Source organism: Pseudoalteromonas sp. Of7M-16 (genome assembly GCF_022347805.1).
Classification (GTDB): Bacteria; Pseudomonadota; Gammaproteobacteria; order Enterobacterales; family Alteromonadaceae; genus Pseudoalteromonas; species Pseudoalteromonas luteoviolacea_F.
In genome coordinates, this window is the sequence record NZ_JAKRFY010000018.1 from 67,913 (window position 1) to 81,933 (window position 14,021).

Genomic DNA, 14,021 nt, shown 5'->3' on the forward strand with positions numbered 1-14,021 from the left:
CTTACACTCCTAAGCCGAAACTTCGTGCCAATGTCCCCATAACCAAGGACCAGCCGTCAACTAAGACAAAAAGCATGATCTTAAATGGTAAAGAGACAATCATGGGTGATAGCATCATCATACCCATTGCCATCAAAACACTGGCGACCACCAAATCAACAATTAGAAATGGAATGAAGAACATAAACCCAATTATAAAAGCGGTTTGCAGTTCGCTAGTTACAAACGCCGGTATGATGACGATAAATGGCGTATCTTCTGGGCTATCCAACTTATCATAACCAGCTATTTTCGCAAAAGTCTCCAAATCTTTTATCCGTGTTTGCGACAGCATAAATTCCTTCATTGGCTCTTTTGCTGCATGCAAAGCTTGTACCGACGTCATTTCTTCATTGATATAGGGCTGCACCGCTTCATCATATATTTTGCTAAAAATGGGGGCCATAATAAAAAATGTCAAAAATAATGACATACCAACCAAAATTTGATTTGACGGTGACTGCTGCAAGCCAATTGCCTGACGTAATATCGCCAGTACCACGATGATCCGGGTGAATGAAGTCATCATGATCAATGCGGCAGGTATAAAACTAAACGCCGTCATGATGGCTAACACTTGAAGTGTTACAGAGTACTCTTGAGACCCGTCAGGGTTGGTCGTCACACTCAACGCTTCGATACCATCATTAGCGCTTACTTGTGGAATAAATACAGTTAATCCAAGTAGAATTAGCAATCGAAGCATGATATTCACTTTGTTTTTTTTATGGGTTGATTCATAAAACGACTGAGCTCTTTGACAAAAGGGGCCGTTTGATTTTCACTTAAAGGAGTTTCCAACTGATATAAGTAGTTGATATTTTGGGGAGTAACACCGAGTAAATGCTGTTTGTCATCAATTTCGATTACAAGCAATCTCTCACGAGTCCCTAAAGGCATACTTCGGATCACTTTAAAATCTTGATTGTTACCCACATTAGGGTTTATCCGCTTCACCAACCAAGCTAAGCCAACTATTAGAACAACAATAGCAGCCAGTGACAACATCACTGTCACTATTTCCAGGCTTGGTCCTTGTGGCTGCGAAACTGCAGCCGCATTTGAAAACATTATCCAAGTCATTTTTTAATATATTACCTGAGCTTTTTAATTCGCTCTACTTGGCTAATGACATCTGTTAGTCGTATACCAAACTTATCGTTTACCACGACTACCTCACCGTGAGCTATCAAAGTCCCGTTAACGAGTACATCTAAAGGCTCACCTGCAACCCTATCTAACTCGACGACCGAACCTTGGTTAAGCTGTAACAGGTTACGAATGTTTATTTTAGAACGACCCACTTCCATTGAAATGGTAACGGGAATATCTAAAATCGTATCTAGCTTTCTTTTTTCATCAACACTTAGGTTGGCGTTGCTTTCTTCAAGCTCTTCAAGCTCGGCTACTTCAGCATCACCTTGATCAGCATCTTCTGCTTCAGCAAGTGCTGCCGCCCATTCGTCCATTGTATCTTGATCATCACTCATGCACTAACTACCTTAAAAACTTGATCACCAGTCAAGGTCTACACCTTCAGACAGGTGCAGATCTTCTTCTAATTCCGCCAATTCTGCATCCGAATCGAGCTTTTTACCACCTTTGGTAAATACGTGAAGCTCTGATTTAACAGACTCTGGACGTTTGATTTTTTCACTTATTTGTAAAGCAACATTGTCTCTAGAACGACCCATTTTTGCTCTAAATGTAGGTAGCTCTTCGACAAAAACAGTAATATGTTCTGGCATCTCCACAGGAATAATGTCTCCTGCTTTTAGATCCATAATTTGTTGTAGTGACAAGTCGACTTCCAATAACTGTGTTGACATTTCGACTTCAACGTCCATTATTTCATCGCGAAGCGCCTTACTCCAACGTAGGTCTGTATCTTCTGTATCCGACTGTACACCTGCGTCCAGTAATTCTCTTATAGGCTCTAGCATTGAGTAAGGAAGAGAAATATGGAAGTCTCCACCACCTCCATCTAGTTCTATATGAAATGAGCTAATAACGACTACTTCGGTAGGCGAAACGATATTCGCCATCGCGGGGTTAACCTCTGAATCTAAATATTCAAATGACACATCCATGACAGGTGCCCAAGCTTCTTTATAATCTTCAAAGATGATCTTGAGCAGCATTTGAACAATACGGCGTTCTGTCGGCGTAAACTCTCGCCCTTCAATTTTGGCATGGTAACGACCATCGCCACCAAAGAAGTTGTCCACCAAAATGAAAACCAGTCGCGCTTCCATAGTGATGAGGCCTGTCCCTTTGAGTGGACGAAACCGCACCATATTCAAACTAGTGGGTACAAACAAAGTATGAATATACTCACCGAACTTAAGCATTTGGACGCCATTGATAGACACTTCAGCAGTGCGTCTCATCATATTGAATAAACTGATCCGCATATGTCTCGCAAAACGTTCATTCACAATTTCAAGTGTTGGCATCCGACCACGAACAATGCGGTCTTGCGATGAAAAGTCGTATTGCAAGGCATTTGCATCCTCGCCCTCTTCACCTGTGGATACTTCATCTTCTTCGACTTCATCAACGCCATGGAGTAGCGCGTCGATTTCGTCTTGCGATAATAAGTCACTCACAATTTAGTCCTACTGCATTACAAAACCAGTAAACAGCACACGCTCTATCACCTTGCTGCCCTCAACGCCTTCCATTGCAGCTTGCACCTTGTCCAGTGCTGTCAAGCGCAGAGTCTCTTTGCCTGCACTCGTACTTAGTTCGTCTGCAGTAGTCGTCGAAAATACGCTCAATAAAGTCCCCTCAATAAGCGGGATATGCTTCTTAGCAACTTCTTCATTAACGTCTCCGCGCACCAAAAGTTGCACTTTAATTTGCACAATTCGGTCTCTACTCGCACCAGGCACGTTAAATACGAAAGGTCGCGGCATAGCAACATATAATGCACTACCCATTTCAGCTGAGTTTTGTTCGCTTAAGTCTTCCTGTACAGCGGTCGCTTCCTCTTCTAACGAAGCTTCCTCTTCTTCACCACCAGACAATAGGAAAAAGGCTGCTGCACCACCTAAAATAACCACCGCAGCAGCGATTATGATGATAAGTTTCTTCTTCGACCCACCCGTTTCTTCTATTTCTAAATCGGTTTCTTCTGCCATATGTGCGCTTCTATAACTCAATAATCTTTTCTAATAATAGCAGTTGTTAAGCATAGTAATCTATCGCCGAATCACTTTGTTTTCTGCTAGTCACTGATTGTTCTTTATTATTTTGCGCTTCACTGCCTTCATTAGCAAGTTTTCCATGACCATTTTGCTCATTCCCTTCGTTGTCGCTGTTGCCTTCGGACTGTTGTTGAATATTACTTTCCCCTAATTCAATGCCTTGTTCCTCTAGCATTTCTCTCAGTTTAGGCATAGATTCTTCCAGCAGCTCCTTAGCTTGTTGGTTTTGAACAACAAAGTTTATTTGTGCCTGTTCAGCATCTGAGCGAATACGGATTTGCATACTGCCCAGTTCAGCAGGGTCAAGACGTATCTCAGCCTCTTTATTATTTAAGTTAATCATCATGTTAACTTTATCCTGCAACATTTTTGCGGCATCATTTCTTGCTAGATTCAACGCCTGTGTTACGGCTGGATCAGCCTGTAATTTAGCCTGCGCTGTCACTTGTTGTTGCACAGTTTGCTGACTCTGACGAGACTGTTCAACCTGATGGATCACTTGTTCAAATTCTTCTTTGCTCTGTATTTGCTCTGTGCCTAAAGAGCGGATCGCTTTGAAGATATTTTCCACATTTGCGCTAGCGGTTTGGCGCTGGTTGCTACCCGAATTTTGCGACTGTTCACTATCGGTATCAGATGTCATCTCTTGTGACTCATCACTTGGTGCTACCTCAACATTTTGTTTAGGTGACTCTGCAGTTGTTGTTTCTTTGGTTGAAACAACTTTTGTTGAATTATACGTTACTTCTGGTTTAGCAGCTTGAGGTGTCTTCACATCGCTAACTAAGCTATCCAACTTAGATTGACTTTCAACAGTCTTGTCTGGCTTTTGCCCTACGACTGCAACATTTTGTGCCTGTGCTGTCCCTGCTTCACCCTTGCTAGCTTCTCCTACTGGTTTGCCAGTTACCATTGCATATAGCGTACTTTCTATTCGCTTTACTTGGGGATCTGCTGCTTTGTCGCTATTGATACTTTCTTTGAGCGCCACTTCTAATTGTTTTTTCTCTTGAGGGCTCAGCTGTTCGACCATGGCTTTTAAGTCGGATATGGACTTGTTACTCATATCAGCGGGAATACGCTGCATAGCACTAGCTTCTGTGTTTTTACCCATATTCACAGCTGCTGGTTGTTCATCTGTTTGTTGTGTTGAATTCTGAGTAGATGCAGGCTCTCGGGCTTGTAACAGCGCTTTTTTAATATCAGCTGCTAACTGAGTTGTTTCAGCTTGAGGGCCAACTTCTGGTTGCTTAACAGGCTTTGTTAGATGCTCTGTAGACTCGCCATTGACATTCGATGCAACACTTGGTTTCTCTGCACTTTGGGACACTTGAGTGGCTTTTTCATCAGCTTGTTGCTGGGCTATTGCCTCTTGGCTTGCCGCATTTTTATTGTGTAAAAACCATTCCCTCGGCTTAATTTCACCGTTAAATGCTTCTACTTTTGAGTTTAAGTTTTTGCCGCGTTCAAGTTGGTCATTATTCGTTTGGCTCGCTTTAGCGTCAGTTGGCTCCTTTGAGCCAATAATTGGGCCTTCAGAGTATCTAGGACCTGGCTCTGTCGCTTTGAAGGCTTCTACATGAGTTTGTTTAGTTTTTGCAGCTTGCCCCTCTTCTAAGCCACTTTTGCCGGTCACCTTAACACCATCCGTTTCAACTTGCGGCTCTTCCCCTTGCTTAACTATCGGACCAATTAAATCAATCGGACCTTTTTTAGTCTCTTTGGCTATTATGTCGGGAGCAACAATTTCAACCTTTCCGGCATGATCCTGCATAGATTTTGGCAGTGCCCCGACGTGATGTTCAACATCTGTCTTTTGGTTGTTTGAGGCAGTAATTTGAGATAGCAAACTATCAGGGCTAGTTGACTTTGATTGGTCTTGCTCTCCTGCTGACTTTTCAACTTGCAACATGACATCTGGGCCATTTTTTGGTTTTGGCAAGTGTGAGTCATCTAGTTTAAGGCGTTCATCTGGGCCGATGTGGTTGGGGTTGTCAACACTATTGACGTGCTGCTCTTCACTACTCTCTTCGCTTTTTGTAGTGAAAAATCCGCGTAAAATCTCTTTACTGCCTTCATTGTCAGTACTGGCTCTTTTTTCCTGCTCCTGCTCATTCGCCTGCGCCATAATGGCCATAAACTTCTGATCATCTTGGTTTTCTTCAGTCTGTCGATGTTGAGGTGAAACTGTTTTGTTTAAACCTACATCTAGCGAAACATTAGCCATACTCTCACCTTTTCATGTGGCAATTTAAAACCGCTTGCCTACTTCAAATACTATTATTTCCAAAAAATGCAATTTTCAAGCCACTAATTGAGCAGTTTATTGCGCATAAATATATTAGTCGCAAATTCATCGAGCATTTTTTGCTCTGCTTTTGCTTCTAATCTTTGTTTTTCATCTTGTTTTTTCTCAATCAGCTTAGCGATCGCCTTTACTTTTGCCTGCTGAGATAGCCACAGCTTTCTTCGCTGCTCAACAACTCGTTTTGCAGTTGCAACCGTATTCGCTTGTTGTTTGATGGCCTCTTCAATTTTATTTATGAAGCTATGATATTGGGTAAACCCGCTACTACTTAGCCCCTGCTGCGCCTTTGTATGCAGTTGTTGTGTATATTCCAAGCGAAAATCATTTAACCCTTTGAGCTTCTGTTGATTCTCATTCAGGCTATTTTCGGCTTGTACAAAATTAATTCTCAGTGAATCTTCTTTATCTGTTTCAAGCTTATGTAACAAAGATAATTTATCTGCAGCCATTAACCTTGTCCTAGTATTTGTGATAAGCCTTGTAAGCACTCATCATAGTTAAGTACATCTTTCATACCTTGTTGCAAGAACCCATTTACAGTCGGCATCATCGCTATCGCTTGATCTAACATAGGATCACTCCCTTTTTGGTATGCCCCTAGGGTGATCATGTCTTTGTTCTGTTGATACATTGAATAAACCTGCTTCAGTACTCTTGCTTGCTGCATATGCGTATCTGATACAACTTGAGGCATAACACGACTAATGGACTTTTCAATGTCGATAGCGGGATAGTGCCCGCTATCAGCCAGTTCTCTAGACAATACAATGTGGCCATCAAGAATTGCCCGTGCTGAGTCTGCAATTGGATCTTGCATATCATCCCCCTCACTAAGCACAGTAAAAAATGCAGTAATTGAACCCTGCCCTTCACCTCCGTTACCTGCTCGCTCTACCAGAGCTGGTAACTTGGCAAATACAGAAGGCGGATAGCCCTTTGTTGCAGGCGGCTCACCAACAGCCAAAGCAATTTCACGTTGCGCCATTGCATAACGTGTTACCGAATCTAAAAGTAATAAAACGTTTAGTCCTTGATCTCTAAAATACTCGGCAATGGTGACTGCACTTTCACAGCCTTTTAACCTCATCAAAGGAGATGCATCTGCTGGTGCGGCGACAACGACAGAACGACGGCGACCTTCGGCACCCAGTATGTCATCTATAAACTCTTTAACTTCTCGCCCCCGCTCTCCGACTAGGCCTACCACGATGACATCTGCTTCACTGCCTCGCGTCATCATGCCAAGCAGTACCGACTTACCCACACCACTACCAGCAAACAGTCCCATCCGCTGCCCCTGTCCAACTGTGATGATGGAATTTATCGCTCTAACTCCCACATCCATTGGCTCTTTAATTGGTCTTCTTGCAAGGGGGTTTATGGGGGCTTGTGCGAATTTCAGTCGTGTATCGGCTTGAATTGCACCTAAGCCATCTAAAGGTCTACCTAAACCATCAACGACCCGGCCTAATAACCCCATACCAACAGGCAAGCCCGCTTCTTTAACTTGAGGAATAACCCGTGCGCCAGGTAAGACACCTGATATACGATCATTTGGCATGAGATACAGAACATCATTATTGAAACCTATGACTTCAGCATCAATAAAGCCATTTATTGTTTCAATCTTGCACTGGCTGCCTACTGCAGCATTTAAACCTTTCGCTTCTAGGGTCAGCCCAACAACACGTGTTAGGCTCCCCGCAACGGCAACACCGAAAGGGTGAATATGTTTTTGATACTTATTTAAACGTTGTGCAAACGACTGACTTTGTGATTCAAGATCTGACATGACACATGATGCGGTTATTCTTAGATACCGCTATCATGCAAAAACTTTTCCAATATTTCAGTTAGGCGCGTTTTTATTGTTAAATCGATAGAAGAGATAGGCGATTTTATTTCACATCCACCGCGTTCGAATGTTGGCTCAGGGATCAGTTGCCATTGCTGCTTTTGTATCATTTCTGCGCCGTACGCCTCTTCCACTAGCGCCAAGTCTTCTGGGTGAAGATGTACTTTTAACTGTACCTCTGCAATTGGCAGCGCATCCAAACCTTTTTTCAACGCTTGAAGAATTAAACTAGGATTGGCTTTAATTTCATGAAAAGTGATTTGTTGCGTCAATAAACTGACAAGTTCTATCAATTGCTTTTCACACGCCTCATCAACTTGCTTCAGTGGGTCATGCATCTTTTCAATCAGAGAGGATAACGTGTGTAGCCTTTCTTCCACCAAGGGCTTAGCATCTTCAAGGCCCTGTTGTTTACCGATCTCAAGTCCCTCTTTTTGACCCGCTTCGTTTCCTTCTTTAGCGCCTTTTTCAAAGCCTTCTATGTATCCTTGTTCGTGACCCTGTTTGAGGCCCTCATCATAGGCATCTTGGCGGATTTGTTCTAACTCTTCAAGCGTCAGAGTGGGGATTTCTGGCTCAACTGCTTCAGGTTCAACATTGCGCTCGGTTTTGGTGTATAGCTCTTCTAGGGGCGTACCCATCGCTGTTGAACGCCCCGACAAACCACTCAGATCCTCTTTCACATCTGGAATGGGCCAATCTTCTAAGTGCTCTAATAATGCATCGACTGCATCACCTTGCACGGGTCTGCCGCGTTGTAACTTAGGTTCAGACATGGTTTATAAGAACTCCTCACCGCCACCGCCGCCAAGCATGATCTCTCCTGAGTCAGCCAAACGTCTTGCTGTTGCTAATATTTCTTTTTGTGCCGCTTCTACTTCACTAATACGAACAGGTGGCATTGCTTCAAGGTCATCTGCCATCATTTCTGCGGCACGCTTCGACATATTGCTAAGGATCTTGTCTTTCAAGGAGTCATCAGCGCCTTTAATGGCCTTCATTAACACATCCTGCTGCACCTCGCGTAATATTGCCTGAATACCTCTGTCTTCAACATCCATTAAGTTTTCAAACACGAACATAAGGTCTTGGATCTGCTGCGACATTTCTTCATCATGTTCGCGGATAGAATCCATTAACTGACCTTCCACGTTCGTATCAAGGTAGTTCATGATGTCAGCAGCCGCTTTCAAGCCACCCATCTTCGCAGCCTGTGCCCCAGCTTGCCCTGCAAACTGTTTCTCCATAATTTCGTTTAGCTCTTGCAATGCAGCTGGTTGTACTTCTTCCAAGTTCGCAATACGCATTGTTAAATCAAGTCGTACTTTCTCAGTAAACTGCGACAAAATTTCCGCAGATTGCTCCGGCTCTAAATACGACAAAACGATAGTTTGGATCTGAGGGTGCTCATTTCGAATGATATTTGCAACCTGCTTAGAGTCCATCCATTTCAATGAATCTAAACCCTTCGCGCCTGAGCCCATGACAATTTGGTCAATTAAGCTCGCGGCCTTATCTTCACCCAACGCAGCCGTTAATGCCTTTTTAATGAAGTCTTCTGATTGGAAACCTATGGTACTAAAGCTTTGAATTTGTTCGATGAACAGATTATGTACCGCACTAATTTTAGATTGCGACAGGTCATCTATCGCGGCCATAGCCATACCGACTTTTTGCACTTGCTTAGGCTCTAAGTGCTTTAAGATTTGCGCCGCATCTTCCTCTGTTAGGCTCAGAAGCAAGATGGCTGCCTTGTCGACACCATCTAGCTTCTCAACATCGAATGTTGGGGGCAGTTGTTTTTGTTCTTCATCACTCATCTTCAGTTAACCACGCTTTGACCACTTGTGAAGAAAGCTCTGGTTCATTTGCTACCAATGCACGAACCGCTTTCAATAGATCTTCATCTCCATGTAAGTCTGGCAATTGTAATGTACCATCCGAGGAGAAGCCAACAGCTGATTCATCAAAGTCATTACTTAACATATCTAAAGTACTATCTCCTAAGTCTACACCAGCAGTAAGTGCATCCTCATCGTAGTCCTCAAGTGTATCATCTGGGTAAATAAGTCTTTTCAGCATAGGGCGAACTACTGCCATTATCAATACAATGATAACCAAAGCACCTGCTGCTAAACGGGCAACTTTCATAAACCACTCTTGTTCCCACAGTGGTTGCTCTGATGCCTCTAGAATATCTTCACGTACAAACGGAACAGTAACAACCTCTAGCGCATCACCTCGCTGCATATCGAAACCAACACCACCTTGCAGTAAACGACGAATGTTATTTAATTCTTCTTGAGCGCGGGGCACCATGGAAACATTGCCTTCTGCGTCCGCTTTTGCGACATAATCGACTGCTACTGAGACACTGATCCGACGGATCACGCCAGTTTGTTGACGCTTATGAGAAATCGTTGTATCCAGCTCGTAATTGCGCGTAGCCTCTTTTTGCGAACGACTCGGAGTCGTGCCTTTACCGCTGCCACCAGCACCTGCTACTTCAGGAATATTCGAGTCCATCGGTGGCTGATTACTCAACGCACCTGGGATACCTGCGGTTATCCCGCCAATGTTACTCTCTTCAAAAGTGGTTTCGCTGCGCACTGCAGGTAAGTCAGGGTTAAAGCGCTTTTGCGTTTCTTCAACCGCACTAAAGTCCATGGTCAAGTCAACTTGTGCTGTGAAATTGCCCAGCCCAACAACCGGGATCATAATGCTGTCTATTTTAGATAGATATTCAGATTCACGTTTGCGTTCAATTTCATATTCTTTGCGTGAGCGAGCAGCCAATGAATCTTGAGAACCTGAATTGAGCAGTCGACCATTTTGGTCAGTCACAGTAACACGTGATGGCTCTAAGCCCTGTACCGCGGACGCGACGATATCTACAATTGAGTCAACCTCTTCACCATCTAGTGTACGGCCGCGTTTCATTGTTAATACCACAGTCGCTGAAGGCTTTTTCTCTCTGCGAGCAAATACATTCTCTTTAGGTATCGCCAACAATACTTTTGCACGATTGATGTCTTGCAACTCTTCAATTGTGCGAGCTAGCTGCTGCTCTCGGCTATGCTTTAGTCGCTCTCTTTCAAGACGTTGACTCACACCAAAACCCATATCTTGCATTAAGATATCTGCGCCTGACGACGGTGATTGTGAAAACCCATCTCGCGCCATTTTTAATTTGATATTTTGGTAGTCCGATTCGGCAACCATGATGGTATTGCCTTCAAGGTCATACTCAATTTTTTGCGCGTCTAAAAAGTCTAGGGTTTGCACCAATTCATCAGTGGGATATTGACCCAGCGGACGCATATCTGGCTGACGCGCCCAAATGATGATGAAAACAGCGATTGCCAAGCAAATTGCCAGTGCGATGACGAGCGTAACTTGACGTAGCATATCAACGCCGCTCAAAGCGCTAAAATAGCCAGACTTTTGCTCTTGCTGGGTGTCTGCGCCTTCAGCTACAGCACCTGCTTGGTTGTCTGAAAGTGCTAAATCTGTCGTTTGATTCGTAGCCACAGTTACTCTCCAATCATCTCTTCAATTATACCGGCATGCTCATGATATCTTTGTAAGCTTCTACAAGTTTATTACGAACTTGTACAGTTGCTTCAAAAGCGACCGATGATTTATTTTTTGCAATCATCGCCTCTGCCAAAGAGACACTGCGATCTCCCATTTCAACGGCTGTCACTTTTTCTTTTGCGTCTCTTTGCAACCCGGCCACTGTATTCAATGCATTTTGCAGTACGTCACCAAACTGTGCCGTTGACGTAGCAGCACTTTCTTGAATAGGCGGCTTCGCCTGTGGTTGAACTCGGCCCGCTTGCGCTGCCATAGATTGCATTTCTTGATATAGACTGGTGTTTTGAATTTTCATGTCGCTCACCCTGTAAATACTCTTACACTGGATAAAGCACTAATCATGCCAACTTTTAAGCCTTTAATTTCAAAAGGTTACAAGTTAATTTGGAGGGGCAATATTTTGACAGGTTATAAAGCAACCAGTTGATAACTGGTTGCTTTATATAAATTAGGCTGGAACTGGTAATCCTAAATCTCGCATTTTAGCTAATTTATATCTTAGCGTTCTGGGGCTTATTCCGAGTATTTCCGCTACGTCCTTACGCTTACCGTTACAACGCGTTAATGTATCCAGAATAATTTGATGTTCCTTGTCTTGGAGCTCTTCTTTGTAGCTCAGGCTATCTACTGGTGTTGTATGGTTTTGCTCTTCAACAGGCTCTACTTTAAAAGGAGATGCATCCAATTCAACTGGATTTGGGTTGAGGATGGTTTCTCCTGAAGCTTCAATGGGAATCAAATTTTCAATAAAAACATCCGCATCAGATACTTCATTGCCTTGTTGTAGAATAAGGGCACGCTGAACTACGTTATCGAGTTCCCTAACATTACCCGGCCATGCATGTTGCAATAATTTTTGCTGAGCAGCCACAGTAAGCTGAGGTGTCGGCTGGTTGGACTTTTGACAATGTCTGTCCATTAAATGCATCGCCAAAGGCACAATATCTGCGGCTCTGTCTTTCAATGGTAGCCATGTTAACGGAAATACATTCAGGCGATAGTATAAATCCTCACGGAATTTGCCTTCTGCAACCGCATCTTTTAAATCTCGGTTACTGGTTGCCAAAACTCTGACATCCAATTCAATGGTTTTCCTACCACCTAGCCTTTCAACTTCACGCTCTTGTAATACACGGAGCAGCTTAGCTTGCAGACCAAGATCCATTTCAGTGATTTCGTCAAGTAAAATAGTCCCCTTTTGCGCTTGCTCAAATTTACCTGGACATGCTTGAATCGCCCCGGTAAAGGCACCTTTTTCATACCCGAATAATGTTGCCTCAAGCATGTTTTCAGGTATTGCAGCACAGTTAATTGCAACAAAAGGTTCGCTCTTTCGCTCAGAGTTGTCATGGATATAACGTGCCAAAACTTCTTTACCTGAGCCACTTGGACCCAACACCATGACACTGGCATCTGACAACGCCACTTTTTTGGCGAGATTCAAAAGCTGCAAGCTTTTTTCATCTGCAACAATTGGCCCATCCGTTTCTTTCTCTTTCTCTGGCATATAACGGCTGACCATATTGAGTAGCACCTCTGGCGCAAATGGCTTAGCCATGTAATCAATGGCACCCAAGCGCATTGCTTCTACAGCATCATCAATGGTTGCATAAGCCGTCATCATCAATACCGGTAAATTTGGAAAGTTCAGTTTAATACTTTTGAGCAAGTCAATACCGCTCATCTGACCCATTTGAACATCACTGACAACCAGTGAGAAACTCTGCTGTTTTAGCAATATCATTGCTTGCTCAGCGCTATCAGCCTCAACACAATCAATACCGGCGAGCTCTAAAGTATCCAAAAGTGCTTCACGTAAACCTGCGTCATCTTCAACGACTAGAATTTTATTGCTCATACAACCTCCTGAAGTTGAGTATGTTGAGAAATGGGTAATAGCATACTGAAGCATGCTCCTCCGTTTTGCGCGTTGTTCACTTCAACGCGCCCTTTATGCGAATTGGCTACTGAGCTAACAACTGCTAACCCCAACCCAGTACCCTGTGATTTGGTAGTAAAAAATGGTTCAAATAGTTTATCGGCTACCGTCATATCCACGCCCGGGCCGTTGTCACACACAGAGATCCGCACTAGGTCTTCTTCGTCTCTCACTGCACTCAAGGTAATTTGAGCACCGGAGCCAATAACCTGCACACTGTTGTGAATAAGATTCTGAATAGCGCTAGCAAGTGCTGTTTTATTGCCGATAATTTCTATATCCGGATCAGGTAAATTAACCTCTAGCTCTGCATTATTAAGCGATAACATGGCATCAGATCCCGCTTTTACTTCATTGAGTAATTGTTGCATAGAGACCTGCTCAATCACTTGTTGCTCACCACTTTTGGCAAATAACAACATGTCGTTGACTTGATTTTCGAGGTCTTTAAGACGCGACATTAATTTGTTATGAAACTTTTCGCGGGATTTAGCAGGCAAGTTTTCACTGCCTAGGTTCGCGCCGTAAAGCATAGCGGCTGAAAGCGGAGTACGGACTTGATGCGCAAGTGATGCAACCATCTTACCTAATGCACTTAAGCGTTGCATATGGGCAACACGCGCCTGCAAACGTCGCGTTTCAGTTAAGTCTGTCATTAGAATCAATTGGCCTGGCTCTGGCGTTAGGGCTGTGATCTCAAGTTTGATCAAACGGCCGTCACGCAGTGATACCTCATGACCATCATCTTGTTGCGGACTAAAAGAACGTTGAATGATGTTAAACCATTTTTCGCCCTCAAGCGGTTCGCCAAGCATATCTTTGGCTATCTGGTTTGCTTTGGCAATCATGCCCTGCCCATCTAATACAACTATGCCTGCGGGCATAGTGTCAACCAAATGGCTCAACCAACTTGCCTGCTGTCGCAAATCACTCAGCTCACCAATATACGCTTCTTGCAGCAAGCAAGGATTAAATTGGTTTTCTGGCACAAATTGTGGGTTTATCACTTTCGCTAACGCCATGACACTACTCTCATGAATCTTCCTAACATGAACAAAGCAAATGGCGTGCCAA

Annotated in this window: 14 protein-coding genes; all 14 read right to left on the reverse strand. The window is 43.6% G+C overall.

Annotated elements, in window-relative coordinates:
- Nucleotide 1: 1 nt before the first annotated feature.
- Nucleotides 2-745, reverse strand: coding sequence for a flagellar type III secretion system pore protein FliP (fliP, locus tag MHN81_RS17935; RefSeq protein ID WP_023401810.1), 744 nt, complete (start codon nucleotides 743-745; stop codon nucleotides 2-4).
- A 5-nt stretch (nucleotides 746-750) separates the two neighbouring features.
- Nucleotides 751-1,122 carry a flagellar biosynthetic protein FliO gene (gene fliO, locus MHN81_RS17940; RefSeq protein ID WP_239426341.1) on the reverse strand — a complete coding sequence of 124 codons (372 nt, stop codon included), beginning with the start codon at nucleotides 1,120-1,122 and terminating at the stop codon, nucleotides 751-753.
- 11 nt (nucleotides 1,123-1,133) lie between these two features.
- Nucleotides 1,134-1,529: a flagellar motor switch protein FliN gene (gene fliN, locus MHN81_RS17945; RefSeq protein ID WP_023401808.1), complete on the reverse strand. Its 396-nt coding sequence runs from the start codon at nucleotides 1,527-1,529 to the stop codon at nucleotides 1,134-1,136.
- 24 nt (nucleotides 1,530-1,553) lie between these two features.
- Nucleotides 1,554-2,648 carry a flagellar motor switch protein FliM gene (gene fliM, locus MHN81_RS17950; protein WP_023401807.1) on the reverse strand — a complete coding sequence of 365 codons (1,095 nt, stop codon included), beginning with the start codon at nucleotides 2,646-2,648 and terminating at the stop codon, nucleotides 1,554-1,556.
- A 9-nt stretch (nucleotides 2,649-2,657) separates the two neighbouring features.
- A complete protein-coding gene (gene fliL / locus MHN81_RS17955; protein WP_023401806.1) occupies nucleotides 2,658-3,182 on the reverse strand; it encodes a flagellar basal body-associated protein FliL in 525 nt (174 codons plus the stop codon).
- A gap of 46 nt (nucleotides 3,183-3,228) precedes the next feature.
- Nucleotides 3,229-5,475 carry a flagellar hook-length control protein FliK gene (locus tag MHN81_RS17960; RefSeq protein ID WP_239426342.1) on the reverse strand — a complete coding sequence of 749 codons (2,247 nt, stop codon included), beginning with the start codon at nucleotides 5,473-5,475 and terminating at the stop codon, nucleotides 3,229-3,231.
- Between the two features lie 83 nt (nucleotides 5,476-5,558).
- On the reverse strand, nucleotides 5,559-6,005 hold the full coding sequence (gene fliJ, locus MHN81_RS17965) for a flagellar export protein FliJ (RefSeq protein ID WP_023401804.1): 447 nt from the start codon (nucleotides 6,003-6,005) through the stop codon (nucleotides 5,559-5,561).
- On the reverse strand, nucleotides 6,005-7,348 hold the full coding sequence (gene fliI / locus MHN81_RS17970; RefSeq protein WP_023401803.1) for a flagellar protein export ATPase FliI: 1,344 nt from the start codon (nucleotides 7,346-7,348) through the stop codon (nucleotides 6,005-6,007). The genes fliJ and fliI overlap by 1 nt, the downstream gene beginning before the upstream one ends.
- Nucleotides 7,349-7,368: 20 nt before the next feature.
- Nucleotides 7,369-8,187 carry a flagellar assembly protein FliH gene (gene fliH, locus MHN81_RS17975; RefSeq protein ID WP_023401802.1) on the reverse strand — a complete coding sequence of 273 codons (819 nt, stop codon included), beginning with the start codon at nucleotides 8,185-8,187 and terminating at the stop codon, nucleotides 7,369-7,371.
- Between the two features lie 3 nt (nucleotides 8,188-8,190).
- On the reverse strand, nucleotides 8,191-9,231 hold the full coding sequence (fliG, locus tag MHN81_RS17980; protein WP_023401801.1) for a flagellar motor switch protein FliG: 1,041 nt from the start codon (nucleotides 9,229-9,231) through the stop codon (nucleotides 8,191-8,193).
- On the reverse strand, nucleotides 9,224-10,942 hold the full coding sequence (gene fliF / locus MHN81_RS17985) for a flagellar basal-body MS-ring/collar protein FliF (RefSeq protein WP_023401800.1): 1,719 nt from the start codon (nucleotides 10,940-10,942) through the stop codon (nucleotides 9,224-9,226). The genes fliG and fliF overlap by 8 nt, the downstream gene beginning before the upstream one ends.
- A gap of 25 nt (nucleotides 10,943-10,967) precedes the next feature.
- Nucleotides 10,968-11,303 carry a flagellar hook-basal body complex protein FliE gene (gene fliE, locus MHN81_RS17990; RefSeq protein WP_023401799.1) on the reverse strand — a complete coding sequence of 112 codons (336 nt, stop codon included), beginning with the start codon at nucleotides 11,301-11,303 and terminating at the stop codon, nucleotides 10,968-10,970.
- 153 nt (nucleotides 11,304-11,456) lie between these two features.
- Complete coding sequence (locus MHN81_RS17995; RefSeq protein WP_211010431.1) at nucleotides 11,457-12,866, reverse strand: sigma-54 dependent transcriptional regulator; 1,410 nt, start codon at nucleotides 12,864-12,866, stop codon at nucleotides 11,457-11,459.
- A complete protein-coding gene (locus tag MHN81_RS18000) occupies nucleotides 12,863-13,969 on the reverse strand; it encodes an ATP-binding protein (protein ID WP_239426343.1) in 1,107 nt (368 codons plus the stop codon). Before MHN81_RS18000 ends, MHN81_RS17995 begins: the two co-directional genes overlap by 4 nt.
- Nucleotides 13,970-14,021: the final 52 nt, after the last annotated feature.

Excerpts from the sequence above, each read along its gene's own strand:
- fliP (WP_023401810.1), bottom strand. The coding sequence starts at position 745 with ATGCTTCGATTGCTAATTCTACTTGGATTAACTGTATTTATTCCACAA.
- fliO (WP_239426341.1), bottom strand. The coding sequence starts at position 1,122 with ATGACTTGGATAATGTTTTCAAATGCGGCTGCAGTTTCGCAGCCACAA.
- fliN (WP_023401808.1), bottom strand. The coding sequence starts at position 1,529 with ATGAGTGATGATCAAGATACAATGGACGAATGGGCGGCAGCACTTGCT.
- fliL (WP_023401806.1), bottom strand. The coding sequence starts at position 3,182 with ATGGCAGAAGAAACCGATTTAGAAATAGAAGAAACGGGTGGGTCGAAG.
- MHN81_RS17960 (WP_239426342.1), bottom strand. The coding sequence starts at position 5,475 with ATGGCTAATGTTTCGCTAGATGTAGGTTTAAACAAAACAGTTTCACCT.
- fliJ (WP_023401804.1), bottom strand. The coding sequence starts at position 6,005 with ATGGCTGCAGATAAATTATCTTTGTTACATAAGCTTGAAACAGATAAA.
- fliI (WP_023401803.1), bottom strand. The coding sequence starts at position 7,348 with ATGTCAGATCTTGAATCACAAAGTCAGTCGTTTGCACAACGTTTAAAT.
- fliH (WP_023401802.1), bottom strand. The coding sequence starts at position 8,187 with ATGTCTGAACCTAAGTTACAACGCGGCAGACCCGTGCAAGGTGATGCA.
- fliG (WP_023401801.1), bottom strand. The coding sequence starts at position 9,231 with ATGAGTGATGAAGAACAAAAACAACTGCCCCCAACATTCGATGTTGAG.
- fliE (WP_023401799.1), bottom strand. The coding sequence starts at position 11,303 with ATGAAAATTCAAAACACCAGTCTATATCAAGAAATGCAATCTATGGCA.
- MHN81_RS17995 (WP_211010431.1), bottom strand. The coding sequence starts at position 12,866 with ATGAGCAATAAAATTCTAGTCGTTGAAGATGACGCAGGTTTACGTGAA.
- MHN81_RS18000 (WP_239426343.1), bottom strand. The coding sequence starts at position 13,969 with ATGGCGTTAGCGAAAGTGATAAACCCACAATTTGTGCCAGAAAACCAA.